Annotated in this window: 15 protein-coding genes; 8 read left to right on the top strand and 7 right to left on the bottom strand. The window is 67.4% G+C overall.

The genetic code is table 11. The annotated features are described in order from the left end of the window. Positions 1–13: 13 nt before the first annotated feature. From T333_RS11925 to T333_RS11915, 3 genes are all read left to right on the top strand, one after another. Positions 14–1,303 (top strand): ABC transporter substrate-binding protein, encoded by a 1,290-nt coding sequence (locus tag T333_RS11925; protein ID WP_496424779.1) that lies wholly within the window; start codon positions 14–16, stop codon positions 1,301–1,303. Positions 1,304–1,611: 308 nt separating this feature from the next. Beyond that, positions 1,612–2,490, top strand: coding sequence for a carbohydrate ABC transporter permease (locus T333_RS11920; protein WP_496424778.1), 879 nt, complete (start codon positions 1,612–1,614; stop codon positions 2,488–2,490). Further along, a complete protein-coding gene (locus T333_RS11915; RefSeq protein WP_496424462.1) occupies positions 2,487–3,473 on the top strand; it encodes a carbohydrate ABC transporter permease in 987 nt (328 codons plus the stop codon). The genes T333_RS11920 and T333_RS11915 overlap by 4 nt, the downstream gene beginning before the upstream one ends. Positions 3,474–3,485: 12 nt before the next feature. Here T333_RS11915 and T333_RS11910 read toward each other — a convergent pair whose 3' ends face one another. Both T333_RS11910 and T333_RS11905 read right to left on the bottom strand, forming a co-directional pair. Then, a complete protein-coding gene (locus T333_RS11910) occupies positions 3,486–3,908 on the bottom strand; it encodes a VOC family protein (protein ID WP_141808933.1) in 423 nt (140 codons plus the stop codon). 10 nt (positions 3,909–3,918) lie between these two features. Next, complete coding sequence (locus T333_RS11905) at positions 3,919–4,755, bottom strand: AraC family transcriptional regulator (protein WP_496424461.1); 837 nt, start codon at positions 4,753–4,755, stop codon at positions 3,919–3,921. A 174-nt stretch (positions 4,756–4,929) separates the two neighbouring features. On the opposite strand from T333_RS11905, the gene T333_RS11900 reads away from it, so the two are divergent. The 3 genes from T333_RS11900 to T333_RS11890 all read left to right on the top strand — a co-directional run bounded on the left by T333_RS11900 (position 4,930) and on the right by T333_RS11890 (position 8,182). Further along, the gene (locus tag T333_RS11900; RefSeq protein ID WP_496424460.1) at positions 4,930–5,850 is read left to right on the top strand and encodes a quinone oxidoreductase family protein; all 921 of its coding nucleotides are present in this window, start codon (positions 4,930–4,932) and stop codon (positions 5,848–5,850) included. A gap of 252 nt (positions 5,851–6,102) precedes the next feature. Continuing rightward, the gene (ychF, locus tag T333_RS11895; protein WP_355001913.1) at positions 6,103–7,182 is read left to right on the top strand and encodes a redox-regulated ATPase YchF; all 1,080 of its coding nucleotides are present in this window, start codon (positions 6,103–6,105) and stop codon (positions 7,180–7,182) included. Positions 7,183–7,573: 391 nt separating this feature from the next. Continuing rightward, positions 7,574–8,182: a hypothetical protein gene (locus T333_RS11890; RefSeq protein WP_357250534.1), complete on the top strand. Its 609-nt coding sequence runs from the start codon at positions 7,574–7,576 to the stop codon at positions 8,180–8,182. A 209-nt stretch (positions 8,183–8,391) separates the two neighbouring features. Here T333_RS11890 and acpM read toward each other — a convergent pair whose 3' ends face one another. After that, positions 8,392–8,697 carry a meromycolate extension acyl carrier protein AcpM gene (gene acpM, locus T333_RS11885; RefSeq protein ID WP_357250537.1) on the bottom strand — a complete coding sequence of 102 codons (306 nt, stop codon included), beginning with the start codon at positions 8,695–8,697 and terminating at the stop codon, positions 8,392–8,394. Between acpM and T333_RS11880 the strand changes: the two genes are divergently transcribed. Together T333_RS11880 and T333_RS11875 are read left to right on the top strand one after the other, a co-directional pair. Next, the gene (locus T333_RS11880) at positions 8,663–9,829 is read left to right on the top strand and encodes a MerR family transcriptional regulator (protein ID WP_357250540.1); all 1,167 of its coding nucleotides are present in this window, start codon (positions 8,663–8,665) and stop codon (positions 9,827–9,829) included. The genes acpM and T333_RS11880 overlap by 35 nt on opposite strands. Positions 9,830–10,885: 1,056 nt before the next feature. Further along, positions 10,886–11,041: a type II toxin-antitoxin system YoeB family toxin gene (locus tag T333_RS11875; RefSeq protein WP_496424459.1), complete on the top strand. Its 156-nt coding sequence runs from the start codon at positions 10,886–10,888 to the stop codon at positions 11,039–11,041. Positions 11,042–11,093: 52 nt separating this feature from the next. On the opposite strand, the gene T333_RS11870 is transcribed toward T333_RS11875, so the two are convergent. The 4 genes from T333_RS11870 to T333_RS11855 form a co-directional block, all read right to left on the bottom strand. After that, the gene (locus T333_RS11870; protein ID WP_141808942.1) at positions 11,094–11,276 is read right to left on the bottom strand and encodes a DUF6011 domain-containing protein; all 183 of its coding nucleotides are present in this window, start codon (positions 11,274–11,276) and stop codon (positions 11,094–11,096) included. 286 nt (positions 11,277–11,562) lie between these two features. Further along, complete coding sequence (locus T333_RS11865) at positions 11,563–11,874, bottom strand: GNAT family N-acetyltransferase (protein ID WP_496424777.1); 312 nt, start codon at positions 11,872–11,874, stop codon at positions 11,563–11,565. A 154-nt stretch (positions 11,875–12,028) separates the two neighbouring features. Further along, on the bottom strand, positions 12,029–12,370 hold the full coding sequence (locus T333_RS11860) for a hypothetical protein (RefSeq protein ID WP_496424458.1): 342 nt from the start codon (positions 12,368–12,370) through the stop codon (positions 12,029–12,031). A gap of 317 nt (positions 12,371–12,687) precedes the next feature. After that, on the bottom strand, positions 12,688–13,701 hold the full coding sequence (locus tag T333_RS11855) for a helix-turn-helix transcriptional regulator (RefSeq protein ID WP_496424457.1): 1,014 nt from the start codon (positions 13,699–13,701) through the stop codon (positions 12,688–12,690). Positions 13,702–13,715: the final 14 nt, after the last annotated feature.

Here is a 13,715-nt window from a genome sequence, read left to right as displayed (position 1 = left end):
CGCCCCGCGCGGGATTCGCAGGCGCACCCTGCTCGGCTCCGCGCTCGCCGCGCCCTTGCTCGCGAACGCGTGCGGCTCCGACGACGACGCGCTGACCTTCTTCTTCCAGGCCCGTCCCGAGGAGGCGCGCGTCCGGCTGCGCATCATCGACGAGTTCCGCAAGCGGCACCCCGACATCCCCGTGCGCACCATCATGTCGGGCCCCGACCCGTTGCAGCAGATGCTCACCTACTGCGCGGGCGGCAAATGCCCCGACGTGCTGATGGCCTGGGAACTGCTCTACGCGGGGCTGGCCGAGCGCGGTGTGCTGCTCGATCTCGGCACGCTGCTCGACCGGGATCCGAGCTATGCCGCCGAACTGCGGCGCGACAGCTTTCCCACGCTGTACGACACCTTCAGCTACGGCGGCGGCCAGTACGCGCTGCCCGAACAGTGGTCCGGCGTCTTCCTCTACTACAACCGCGCGATGTTCGCCGAAGCCGGGCTGACGCCGCCCGCCCGGTGGCGTGACGCGTGGAGCTTCGAAAAGTTCCTGGACGCCGCCCGCGCGCTCACCCGCCGCGACGGCGACGGGCGCACCACGCAGTGGGGTTTCGCCGACGCCTGGGTGCCGTACTTCTCGGCTGCCTGCTTCGGGATGAACAACGGCGCCGAATGGTTCACGCCCTCGGTGAATCCGACCCGCACCAATCTCGGCGATCCCCGCTTCGCGGAAGGCTTTCAGTTCTACGCCGATCTCGCGGTGCGGCATCGGGTCGCGCCGAGAGTCGCCGACCAGCAATCGGTTTCGGCTCCGGATCTGTTCCGGCATGGACGCGCGGCCATGGCGCTCGGCGGGCACTGGCTGTACTCCGAATTCGCGGGCAACGAAGGGGTTCCCCTCGATCTGACCGTGTTGCCGGTCGGCCCGCACGGTGGCCCCGGGGCGATCACGGACGTCGGCTGCACCGGACTGTCCATCGCCGCCGACAGCCCGCGTATCGAACAAGCCTGGGAATTCGTGAAATTCGCGACGGGACCGGTCGGTCAGGCCATCGTGGCAGCGTCCGGCTTGTTCGTTCCGGTGCTGAAATCCGCAATGGCCACACCGGGATTCGCGGCGGCGCACCGCGAAATCCGCAATCTGGACGTGATGACCGATGGTCCCGCCAGTTCCCGTCCGCTGCCCGTGACGCCGATGTGGGGCAAGGTGTCGGCGCTGCTCGAACGCGGCGGGAACCGGGTGCTGCGCGGTGCGGCGACGGCGCAGTCGCTCGGTGGACGGCTCGCCGCGGATGTCGACGCGTTGCTGGGGGCGCAATGAGGGAACGCAGTGAGCGAATCGTGTGCCAGCGCGCTTCGCGCATGCTGGAGTCGAGCGTCAGCGAGGCGCAAGCATGAGCGAACGCAGTGAGCGAATCGTGCGCCAGCGCGCCTCGCGCATGGTGGAGCCGAGCCTCGGCGAGGCGCAGGCATGAGCGAACGTAGCGAGGGAATCATGTGCCCGTTGCGCATGCTGGAGCCGAGCGTCGGCGAGGTGCGGGCATGAGCACTTCCGTCGACGACACTGTGGTGGAAGCAGCCGACGACGCGCCGCCGCCGCGCTCACGAGGTACGGCGCGTCCCGGTCGGCTGGCGCGCCGACGTGAGCGCGCCGGATGGTTGTTCATCGCGCCGAATCTGTTGGCGGTTCTGGTATTCCTGCTGTTCCCGCTGGGCTTCTCGCTGTATCTGAGCTTCCACTCCTGGGATCTGTTCAGCCCGCCGCGGTTTGTCGGGATGGCGAACTTTCGGCGGCTCTTCACCTCCGATCCGCTGTTCCTCATCGCGCTGCGCAACACCGCGGTGTTCACCGTGCTGACCTTGGTGCCGACGGTGGTGATCGGGCTGGTCGTCGCGGCCGTGCTGAACCGGAAAGTGTTCGGAATAGGCCTGTTTCGCACCGTGGCGTTCCTGCCGCTGGTGGCTTCGACGGTGGCGATGGCGGTCGTGTGGCGGTTCATCTTCACCACCGACGACGGGTTGCTCAACATCGTGCTCGGCTGGTTCGGCGTCGACCCGGTGCCGTGGTTGACCGACCCGGACTGGGCTCTGGTCTCGCTCAGCATCGTGACCGTGTGGAAGAGCGTGCCGTTCGCCACCGTCATCCTGCTCGCCGCCATGCAGGGCGTGCCGCAGACGCTGTACGAGGCGGCCGAGATCGATGGCGCGGGGGCCGTCCGCCGCTTCCGTTCGGTGACGCTGCCGCTGATCCGCGGGCCGCTGTCGTTCGTCTTCGTGATCACCGTCATCAACTCGGTGCAGGCCTTCGACCAGGCGTACGCGCTCACCGGCGGCAACGGCGGGCCGGAGACGGGCACCTATCTGCTCGGGATCATGCTGTTCCAGCACGCGTTCGGGTTCTACGAGGTGGGCTACGCCTCGGCGCTGGCCTGGGTGATCTTCGCGATTCTGTTGGTGCTGACGGTTCTTCAGTTGCGTCTGTCTCGGCGAGAGGAGACGGAATCATGAAGAAACACAAGGTCCTGCCCAGGCCCCGCCTGCGCGGCGGCAACGCGACCAAAGGTCACCTGCACCGCGTCGGACGCGGCGGTGGTTACCTTCAGTCGGTTGGAATCGTTGAGCGGGGGCGTGATTCAGTCGGCCCGGACGATCGCGCGCGACGGGCGGCCGTGCGCAGGCTGGTGCGCGGCATCGGGATCTACGCCGCGCTCGCCGGTGTCGCGTGGTGCGCGCTGGCGCCGATCCTCTGGGCACTGTCGGGTTCGCTGAAGCGCGACGGCGAGATCACCGAACCGGCCTTGCTGCCGGAGGATCCGCAGTGGTCGAACTTCGGCCGGGTTTTCGAGCTGTTGCCGATGGGGCGCATGCTGCTCAACACCACCGTCTACGCCGTGTGCGTGACCGCCGGGCAGGTGTTCTTCTGCTCGCTGGCCGGATACGCGTTCGCGCGCTTACGTTTTCGCGGCAGCGAGGCGTTGTTCCTCGCGTATCTCGCGACGCTGATGGTGCCGCTCACCGTCACGGTCATCCCGCAGTTCCTGCTCATGCGCGCCTTCGGCTGGGTGGACACCGCGTGGTCGATGATCGTGCCCGGCCTGTTCGGCAGCGCCTTCGGCACCTACCTGATGCGGCAGTTCTTCCGCACGCTGCCAATCGAATTGGAGGAAGCGGCCATCCTCGACGGCTGCTCGACCTGGCAGGTGTACTGGCGCGTGCTGCTCCCGCACACCCGCCCGGCCCTCATGGTGCTCGCGGTGCTCACCTGGATCACCGTGTGGAACGACTTCCTCTGGCCGCTGGTGATGATCCAGCGCAACGAGCTGGCGACGGTCACCCTCGGATTGGTCCGCTTGCAGGGGCAGTACTACTCCCAGTGGCCGCTGCTGATGGCGGCCGCGGTCGTCATCCTGCTGCCCCTGCTCGCGGTTTACGCGATCGGTCAGCGGGCGTTCATCCGAGGCATCACGCTGTCCGGTCTCGGCGGTCGGTGAATGCTGGGGCGCTCATTCACCCCAGTACGTGCCGAAGCTCCAGAGATTGCCCTCGGGATCGCGGACCGTGAACCCGCGCGACCCGTAGTCCTCGTCGCGCAGTCCGCGCACCACCTCGGCCCCGGCGGCGGTGGCGCGCTCGAAGAGCTCGTCGGGCTTGTCGCAGACCACGTAGATCGAATCGTTGCCGGGCTTGCGCTGGCCGAACGGGGTGTCGTCCTTGCCCGCGGAACCGAACATGATGCCGCCGCCGAGCGGCCAGCGCAGCTCGCCGTGCTCGACGATCGACGGATCGTCCTCGCGGGCGTAGACGCCCGAGACCTGGAAACCGAAGGCGTTCACCAGGAAATCGGTCATCGCCCGTGCGTCGCGGAAGGCGAGGCAGGGCCAGATAGCGGTGCGGGTGGTGGTGTCTGTCGTCGTGGGATTCGTCATGCGTCCAGCCTCATCCTCCGAGACCCGGCTCGTCTTGGACGGATGGAATCTCCTCGGCCAGCCAGGTGGTCGGGCTGCATCCGGCGAGGTCGAGGAAATCGCGGTTCAGGTGTGCTTGGTCGTAGTAGCCGCAGGTCGCGGCGACCTGGGCGATGGAGACGAACGACGGCGTGTGCTCGAGCATCCGCCTGGCCCGCTCGAAACGGGTGACGCGGGCGGCGAGCTTCGGGCTCAGTCCGAACTCCGCGCCGAACTTGCGGGTCAGATGCTGGCGGGTCCAGCCGATGCGTTCGGCGAGCGGGCCGATGCTCGCGGTGCCGCCGCTGGCCACCACGGCACGCCAGGCCCAGGTGAGCTCGGGGATGACGAGGCGATCCGGGCAGGCGAGGCGCGTCAGAATCTCGTCGCAGACGGCGAACCGACGCGACCACGGGGCATCGCCCTGTAGGCGCTCCCACAGCTCGTCACCGGTCGGTCCCGCGACCTCGGCGCATTCGAGCGAAATGTTCCAGATCTCCGCGGCGGGCAGGCCGAACAGCGTCCGGCAGCCGAGCGGAGTGAGCGCGATGGCCACGCCCTCCTGGGTCCCGTTGTGCGCGATGGCGGCCGAACTTGCCTGCAAGCCGCTGAGCACGCAGCGATAGTCGCGTGGATCCTGGGACGGATCGGTCTGCGCCACAACGTCGATGGTCGGTCCGATGGCGACGATGAACGTGAGGTGGCGCGACGGCAGGCCCCGGTGCGTGCCGGGTCGGTATCCCGTCATCCGGTAGCCGAGGTAGTGATCGATGAACGCCGCCAGCGCGGGCGCGGGGCGGGCCGTCACCACCTCCGTGGTCGGCTCCATACGGGTCACGGTACGCCCGCGCGGGCAATTCGCGTACCGATCGCCCGCCGTGTGAACGTGGCGCACACCTCGGCGCGGGGTGCGGTGAGATCGCGCACACGGGGCGCCTCGAGTGTGTGAGTTCGGGTTGCTACCCGGTTACCGTTACGCCTTCAGACGAGGAGTGGAGGTGTCATGCGTCGAATCCGATACGAGCGCAGTGGTGGTCCCGAGGTGCTCGAGGTGGAATCGGCCGAGACACCGACACCCGGGCCCGGCGAACTTCTGGTGAAGGTCCACGCGATCGGCGTGACCCTGCCGGTGGTGCGCAAGGTGCGCGAACAGCGCGAGCCGATCCCGCTCGGCGGTGAGATCGCGGGCGAGGTGATCGCCGTGGGCGAGGGCGTCACCGACTTCGCGCCCGGCTACCGCGTCACCGGTCTGTGCTTCGGCCACGGCTACGCCGAGTACGCCCTGCTGCGCCAGGAGATGGCGTCGCCGATTCCCGACGGGGCCTCCGCCGTCGACGCGGTCGCGCTGGTGCGCAGCGGACTGGTCGCGCTCGGTGCGCTGGACGCCGCGAAGCCGCAGTCCGGTGAATCGGCGCTGGTCACCGCGGCAGCGAGCGGCGTCGGTCATCTCGCCGTGCAGCTGGCGCGGGTGCGCGGGGCCAAGCGGGTGGTCGCCGCCGTCTCCGACCCCGCCAAGGGTGAGTTCCTGCGCGAACTCGGCGCCGACGAGGTCGTCGTCTACGGGGAGCCGTGGGGTGAGCCCGTCGATTACGTGCTCGACGCCGTCGGCGGCGAACTGCTCGGACCCGCTCTCGCGGCCGTCGCTCCGGGCGGACGTCTCGTCGCCTACAGCTCCGGCGGCGGCACCATCCAGGCCTACGACCTGCTGTCCGGCGCCAAAGCGGTGATCGGTTTCCAGATGGCGCGGGTCGCGCGCGAGACGCCGGAGGTGTACGAGCACTGGCGGCAGGAGCTGTGGCAGTACTTCGCGTCCGGCCAGGTGCGGCCGGTGGTGCACGGGGAGTTCGCGCTGGAAGACGCGGCCGCCGCGCACGCGCTGATCGAAAGCCGCGGCAACCTCGGCAAAGTCGTGCTGATTCCTTGATCGACGCCGACCGCCTGTCGGCCGCGCCGCAAATGTGCGGCCGACAGGTGATCGCTGCCCCCGATCGGCATGGCCGCACCGCCCATGCCGGGCCGACGCGCGCCGTCGGCTCGCGACGTTGACGTGCCGGTGAATCGTCCGCGAGTCGGTCGCCAGATCGAGCACGATCAGCGGCGTGGGTCCGGCGGCCGCCGGGACGATGCGGCAGGCGCGAGGAGGGCAAAGGTCCGCGGCGCGTAGACTCTGTACCTCGTGAGTCTCACCCTCGGAATCGTCGGCCTGCCCAACGTCGGAAAGTCGACGCTGTTCAACGCGCTGACCAAGAACGACGTGCTTGCCGCGAACTACCCGTTCGCGACCATCGAGCCGAACGTCGGCGTGGTCCCGCTGCCCGATCCGCGGCTGGACAAGCTGGCCGAGATCTTCGGTTCCGAGCGCATCGTGCCCGCCACCGTGTCCTTCGTCGACATCGCGGGCATCGTGAAGGGCGCGTCCGAGGGCGCGGGCCTCGGCAACAAATTCCTCGCCAACATCCGCGAGGCCGACGCCATCTGCCAGGTGGTGCGCGTCTTCGCCGACGACGACGTGGTGCACGTCGACGGCCGGGTCGACCCCTCCGCCGACATCGAGGTCATCGAGACCGAGCTCATCCTCGCCGACCTGCAGACCCTGGAGAAGGCGGTCGTGCGGCTGGAGAAGGAAGCCAAGGTCAAGAAGGACCGCAAGCCGGTCGCCGACGCGGCCAAGGCGGCCCAGGAGATCCTGAACAGCGGCAAGACCCTCTTCGCCGCGCAGGATCAGGTGGACACCGAACTGCTCAAAGAGCTTTCGCTGCTCACCATCAAGCCGTTCCTCTACGTCTTCAACGCCGACGAGTCCGTCCTCACCGACGAAGCCAAGGTCGCCGAGCTGAAGGCCTCCGTCGCCCCCGCCGACGCCGTCTTCCTCGACGCCAAGGTCGAAGCCGAACTCCTCGAGCTCGACACCGAATCCGCCATGGAACTCCTCGAATCCATCGGCCAGACCGAACCCGGCCTGCACGCCCTCGCCCGCGCCGGCTTCCACACCCTGGGCCTCCAGACCTACCTCACCGCAGGCCCCAAGGAATCCCGCGCCTGGACCATCCACCAGGGCGACACCGCCCCCAAGGCCGCCGGCGTCATCCACACCGACTTCGAACGCGGTTTCATCAAGGCCGAAATCGTCGCCTTCGACGACCTGGTCGCCGCGGGTTCCATGGCGGCCGCCAAGTCCGCGGGCAAGGTGCGCATGGAGGGCAAGGACTACATCATGTCCGACGGCGACGTCGTCGAATTCCGCTTCAACGTGTAGCTGATCGAAGAGTCCAGCGCCGCGGCGCAGCCAGCTGGCATCAACTGAGCCCATCCGGAGATTCGGGTGGGAACTCACCGAGCTGCACAGGACGCCCGCCTCATCCGGATAACCTTTGACCCCCAACAGCGATTCAGGACGTGTCGACTGCCGCGAACCGTGAATGGCGGCATTACCGGAGAGCCGCGAGCGAACGTTCGTCCAGGTCGTTTCCGAAGAGGCCCGCGAGTTCGCCGAACCCGGATCGTACTTGCGTGGGCCTGGTGGTCGGTGAACGATTGACCTGGCGACGGCGGCGTTCGCGGGCCGCGCGGTGGCACACGCTCGGTGGACCGCGACGCTTCGGCCTCGCGACCTTCGCGGAGCGATCGCTCCACCACGAGGAGGACAGATGTTCATCCAAGTGATTCAAGGCAAGGTGTCCGACGTCGACCAATTGCGTCGGTGCATGGATCGGTGGACGACGGAACTCGAACCCGGGGCCGTCGGCTATCTCGGCACGACATACGGACTGTCCGATGACGGCACATTCATCGCGCTGGCCCGTTTCGAATCCGAGGAGGCGGCGCGACGCAACAGTGCGCGCCCAGAACAGGGTGCCTGGTGGGCCGAAACCGAACGGTGCTTCGACGGGCCGGTCACCTTCATGGACTGCCCCGAGGTGACGCAGTGGATGGGCGGCGGCTCCGACGAAGCCGGCTTCGTACAGGTCATGGAGGGTCACACGACCGATACGCGACGGATGCGCGAGCTGCTGGCGCAGACCGGTGATCGCGTGCACGAGCTGCGCCCGGAGATTCTCGGCGGCACCTTGTCGACCTATGGCACCGACGGGTACGTCGAGGCGGTGTACTTCCGGTCCGAAGCGGAGGCCCGCGAACACGAGAAGGTCGAGATTCCGGATGATCTGCGGCCTCTGTTCGAGGAGGAGCGCAGGCTCATGGGTGAGGTCACCTACTTCGACCTGCACGAGCCGATGCTGCTGTCGGCGCGGACGTAGGGGCGCGGCCGCCTTGGACGTGCGTGCGCGTGGGCCGCGCGTTTGCGGCCGGGAATCGCAACGATGGCTGCGACGCCAACCGAGACGGCGTCGAATCGCGCTTCAGCGCATCACCGCCTGTGAAGAAGTAACGCAGCTCGTTATCGCTGTTGGTAGAGGTTCTCGTGAGCCCCCATCCGGACAGCCGGTGGGGGCTTACTCGATGGCATTTAATTCTCTCGGTCTTCCTTGAATTTCGCCTCCATTTCCGCGGCGATCTGCGGCTCCTCGACCTCCATCTTCTGGACGTAGGCAACCGCGTCGCCGACGGTTCGCAGGCTCGCCAAGTCCTCGTCGGGGACCTTCACGGCGTACTTGTCCTCCAGTTGCACGGCGATCTCCACCAGCGACAGCGAGTCGATTTCCAGGTCGTCGACGAAGGACTTCTCGATCACCACCTCCGAAGCGTCGATGCCGGTCACCTCCTCGACGATCTCCGCGATGCCTGCGACGATTTCTTCCCGCGTGGTAGCCACGAATCAACCTCCTCGGTGTAATCACATATCCGCACAACGCCTCTCGCCTTCCAGCACGGCATTGGTTCCTCCGTGTGGGGCCGAACGGCGGTACCAGTACGCTAAAAGCTCCACCGGGGTGGAGGTTCAACAGGTTGTGACGGACGACACACAGGCCGGCGTGCTGGTGAGCATTGGGGAATTGGCGCGCAGCACCGGGCTCGCGGTGCGCACAATCCGGTTCTACTGCGACGAGGGCATTCTGGAATCCCGCCGCAGCGCCGGCGGGCATCGGATGTTCGACGCCGACAGCGCCACCGAACGACTGCTGTTGGTCCGGCGGTTGCGCGCGCTCGGTCTCGGGCTGAGCTCGATCACCGCAGTGCTGCAAGAAGAGCGGTCGATCACTGAGGTCGTCGCCGCCGAAAGTGCCCGACTCGACATCGAATTCAGGTCGCTGGCGTGGCGGCGGGCGTCACTGCGGGCAGTCGAGACGGCCACCCCACCGCAGCGGGCCGAGCGACTCGCGTTGCTGGCCGCCGCACAGGACGGTAGCGCGGCGCACGATTCCCTCGTACGGTTCTGGCGGCGCGTCCTCGCACGGATACCTCGGCGCGACGTCGATATCTACGTGGGCTGGAATGTCCCGGAGCCGCCCGCCGACCCGTCCGCTGACGAGGTTGTCGCGTACGCCGAGTTGGCCAGGCTTGTCGCCGATCCCAAGATGAAGAGTGTTGTGCAGCAGCAACTTTTGCGGAATCGCCCAGAGCTGATCCGCGATCATCGAGGTCTGTATGCCGACGTGGACCACGCACTGCGGGAGGTGGTGCCGCTTGTCGCGGACGGTGTGCGGCCGCGTGGTGGCAGCGAACTCGATCGGTTCGTCAACGCCCATGCCCTCGCGCGAGGGGAACGCGATTCCCCGCGGTTCCGCGAGCAATTACTGATCGACGCAACCGATACCGACTGCCGGATTCATCGTTATTGGGCGCTGACGGGCCAGTTGCTCGGAACTCGTATCACTGTGGGGCGAGCGCACAACTGGCTGTACACCGCATTGGCCCACTCCACCGACGTGGCCGAGGCCCCGGCGGCCCAGCGGCAGGGCAACGAGCGATCACGCCGAAATCGGCGAGTCAGTGCCCCCGAGTAGGTCCGTCCGAGTGTGGAGGATCAGTGGCATCGGTGGGGGCGCTGTCCTGAGAATCGTCGGTGCTGGACCTGGTTCCAATGCGGCGCGGTCTGGCGATGCGCCGAATGCCGGCGGCCGGAGCGTCCTCGCCAGCTCGTTTCCGCCGCATCGCGCCGAGATCGATGACACTCCCATGGTGGTCGGCGCTGCCCGGATCATCCTCCGCAGCGGCGTGCCGCGCGGCACTCGGGTCGACCGGCCACCGTCCTGTCTCGGCTTGCAGTTCCGAGCGCAGCACGGGCCTGGTCGGAGCCGGATCGTAGACGGAGCCGCCTTCCGAACGCCAAGGTTGGTTGGGACGCTCACCGGATTCTGAAACGCGCCGCGGTCGACGTGGGAGCCGGGTGACTTTCGACGTGCCGTCTCCCGCCTCGGCGGAACCGGTCTCGGCAGCCCTCAGGCCTTCGAGCCTTCTGCGCAACCGTTCCACCGCGTCGAACCTCGTCCCGCCGGGCTCCGGAGGGGATCCGCGTCCCGGTTCTTCCCGGTCCGACATCGAGCTAGCAGCCGACGAGTGCCGTCGCACCCGTCGGAGTCACGATCGACGGCACCCCGGGTCGATCTCTCAACTTCTTCCTGATTGCATCGATCACGTCCGAATTCTCCCTCAACCGCGACACTCGTTTCCTGATCGGTCACACTGAGCGCCGGAGCCAGGCTTGCGGGCCGTCGCTCACGTGATGAATCAACGATAACCGGCTCTATCGCTCTACCCTCAGCCGCTTCGCTGCGCCGCATTTTCGGAACTCCGCTCAGCACCTGAACCTCACCATAGGATCTTCGCAACCTCAGTCATGCGCTGGCTTGTCACGTATGGGAAACGCAGTCGGCCTCGGTCGATCGAATCGGCGCACGCGGCGCGGCGCGGCGCCGCCGAGGCCCACGAGCTGATCGATCCGGATGTCTGATCGCAAATTGGTCTTCACCGCCTATGGGTGGGGTGGAAGACCTACACCTCATGGTTGGCCCGCGACCGCACGATCCTGAAGGCGGCGAACAAGGTCATGAACGCTGCGCTTGCGGACCGTTCGTCGGCATTGGCAAGCCCGAGCCGCTGAGCATCACTTGGCGGGGCACTCGTCGCGGCGAGTCACCCGCGAACATCGGCTGATCTACTACGTCACGGACAGTGAGTTGGTTGTGATTGGAGTCGGCGGGCGCTACGACGACTGACCTCGGCGGTTTCCGACAGTGTCTGCCCGACCGAACGCGAGCACCCGCGTCTTCAGGCCACGATGTCGAACAGGGTGAGCTCGCGCGCTGCGGCGGCGCGCTGTTCGGCCCGCTCGCGGATGGCGCACGTCGGACCGATGCCCTGCGCGACCGATTCCGCCGACACCAGCCAGCCGTGACAGCGGCGGCAATGGGCTACCAGCCTGATCTCGGGACGATCGTCGGTCTCGGCCATTTCGCGCTCCTTCGGCCGCTGCTGCTCCGACCTCGAGAGTGACACAGGGGGCCGACACCTTTTGGGCGATCACGGCCGCTGGATATCAGGAAAGGACGCTTGTAGGAGGCGTTTTCGTTCGGACACCTTCGGTGATCGCGTGAGCAGTCTGCTCCTATCTCGATATAGCGTTGTGCTGCAACGTAAACCATCGCCGCACGGACACGGATGGTCCGATTCAGGTGTCGTCGAGTGGGTTCGGGATCGCGTGGTGTCGCTAGAAGTGACGTCGCCGACTCGGCGTGCCTCAGGCTTTGAACGAGTGCAGGCTTGCCAGGCAGAGGGTCTGCTCGGCGTCGAACCATTCGAAGGTGCGGACCGGCTGGGACCTAAGGCGGGCCGCGAGTCTGAGCGAGCGTTCGTTGGCGGTCTGGGTCGCGATGAGGACCGGCTGGTCGGGGAGCTCGTCTGCGGCTGCGCGTAACGCGGCGGTGGCGGCTTCGAACGCCAGTCCCGCGCCCCAGGCGTGGCGCCGCATCAGGTAACCCAGTCCCTGACCGTCGTCGGTGACGTGGCCGGGCTCGTCGGCGGCGCGCCGTTTGAGCTCGAATGTTCCGATCAGTGTTGTCGGTGGCCTTATCTGTCTTGCTTGGACGTTGATCCATCAGATCATGGCATCGCCGCGTGGACGCCTTCGACGATGCGGTTGCTGCGGACCGGTGGTCGTCCACTGATCGGGACGCGGGCCAGTGGACGACCACGGACCGGAGCGATCAGAGCCGGAAGATGCGCGAGCCCACGGCCCATCCGGCGCTGGACCAGTTCGGGCCGAAGCAAGCGACCGTGCCCGGCTGTCCGACGGGCAAGTCGACGCGCGTGGTGTACGGGCCGATGGCCGGAGGGAAGGCCGCGAAGTTGTATCCGACGCAATCGATTTCGAGGCGGTAGGTGCCTTCTCCGCCTCGGCACACGCCGTTGTACGCCCATGAACCGTTCATCGACCCCTCGCAGCCGGACGAGTCGGCGGCGGCGGTTCCGGCGATCGCTGCTGTCGCGGTGAGTGCGAGAACGGGGGCGGTCAGGCACATCGCTACTGCCCGTGGCGAGATCTTCACGAAGTCTCCGATCGTGTAGTGGTCGATTTCATAGGATGTATCCGCCGCTGTGTCGTGGGATGTTACATGCGACCGCGACTCCTGCTGCCGGACAGTCCAATTCGTGCAATGGGTCGGCCCGCGCATCGCACTGTCGACAGAGGCGAACCGCGGTACGTGAGGTGCGCACCTGTTATCGGCGCCGAAAGGGGCAGCAGGGCGCGGTGATGGCGGCCAGCTGGTCGTCGGCGAGGGTGCGCTTCGAGGCAGACGGAAGCGGAACTCGAGTCCCGCCAACGTCATTGCCCATTTCTGGTCGCTCAGCGGGAAGCCGGGGGCTAGTCACTGCCGGAACTTTCGGAAGCGTTCGGCGGTGGGCCGTATGACTCTCCGTAGCAGGTGGCGACCGCGGCGGCGCGATCGCGCAGGGAGGTACGCAGCCATTGCGGGGCAAGGACTTCCGCGTCGGCGGCGAGCTGCCACAGCGCCCATTCCGCATGTCTCGAATCTTGGAATGTCGCTTCCAGTCGCAGTCGGCCGTCTGCGTCGGCTTCTTCGGAGCGGACGGCCAGCGCGGTGCCCACCAGCTCCTCCCTCCGCGCCGGGGCCACCCGTGCCAGCACGCTGACCTGGTCGCCGCCGGTCCGAAACCGCGTGCTGCGTTCCTGCCAGGCCCGGTCCAGGTCGACCCGGTCCGGTCGCTGTGCGGGTTCGGGGAGTTCCTCGGCGGCCAAGATTCGAGACAGTCGGTAGGTGCGGTCCGCGCCGGACCGCGTGGCCAGCAAGTAGCCGTGCCCGCGGGCGGTGACCAGGCCGATCGGGTCCACCGTGCGCCATTTCGGGGTCTGGTTCACGGCCGCGTAGTGGATGCGCAGCTTGCGTCCGGCGAACACCGCGCGCCGAACCTCGGTCACTACGGCGTCGGGCGCCTCCTCGGTGACCAGCCGGCGCGAGAGGAGATCGGTCTCGGGATCGATGAGCAATCGCTGGGCCGCACCGGCCGCGGTGGCCCGATAACTTTCGGGCAGCGCGTCGACCACCTTGCGCATGGCCGACGCTAGCGCCGAGCCGAGGCCGAATGCCTGTGCGCCACGCCGGGATCCGGCCACCAGCAGGGCAAGTGCCTCGTCGTGGTTCAGTCCGGTGAGCTCGGTCTGGAAGCCGGGCAACAACGCGAAACCGCCGTGCCTGCCGCGTTCGGCGTAGACCGGGACACCGGCCGCGGACAGCGCCTCGATATCGCGCAGCACGGTGCGGGTGGACACCTCCAGCTCGCGGGCCAGCGCGGTCGCGGACAGTCGACCGTGCTGGCGCAGCAGCAGCACCAGCGAGACCAACCGGTCAGCGCGCATACGAAAATTATGTC

This window comes from Nocardia sp. CNS-044 (genome assembly GCF_059570515.1).
Note: the sequence above shows the minus strand (reverse complement) of the source record. Positions and strands in the feature narration are given on the sequence as shown.

What these genes read in the sequence shown, in the direction of transcription:
- T333_RS11915 (WP_496424462.1), top strand. Translation starts at nt 2,487, where the DNA reads ATGAAGAAACACAAGGTCCTGCCCAGGCCCCGCCTGCGCGGCGGCAAC.
- T333_RS11910 (WP_141808933.1), bottom strand. Translation starts at nt 3,908, where the DNA reads ATGACGAATCCCACGACGACAGACACCACCACCCGCACCGCTATCTGG.
- T333_RS11905 (WP_496424461.1), bottom strand. Translation starts at nt 4,755, where the DNA reads ATGGAGCCGACCACGGAGGTGGTGACGGCCCGCCCCGCGCCCGCGCTG.
- T333_RS11900 (WP_496424460.1), top strand. Translation starts at nt 4,930, where the DNA reads ATGCGTCGAATCCGATACGAGCGCAGTGGTGGTCCCGAGGTGCTCGAG.
- T333_RS11890 (WP_357250534.1), top strand. Translation starts at nt 7,574, where the DNA reads ATGTTCATCCAAGTGATTCAAGGCAAGGTGTCCGACGTCGACCAATTG.
- T333_RS11880 (WP_357250540.1), top strand. Translation starts at nt 8,663, where the DNA reads ATGCCTGCGACGATTTCTTCCCGCGTGGTAGCCACGAATCAACCTCCT.
- T333_RS11870 (WP_141808942.1), bottom strand. Translation starts at nt 11,276, where the DNA reads ATGGCCGAGACCGACGATCGTCCCGAGATCAGGCTGGTAGCCCATTGC.
- T333_RS11855 (WP_496424457.1), bottom strand. Translation starts at nt 13,701, where the DNA reads ATGCGCGCTGACCGGTTGGTCTCGCTGGTGCTGCTGCTGCGCCAGCAC.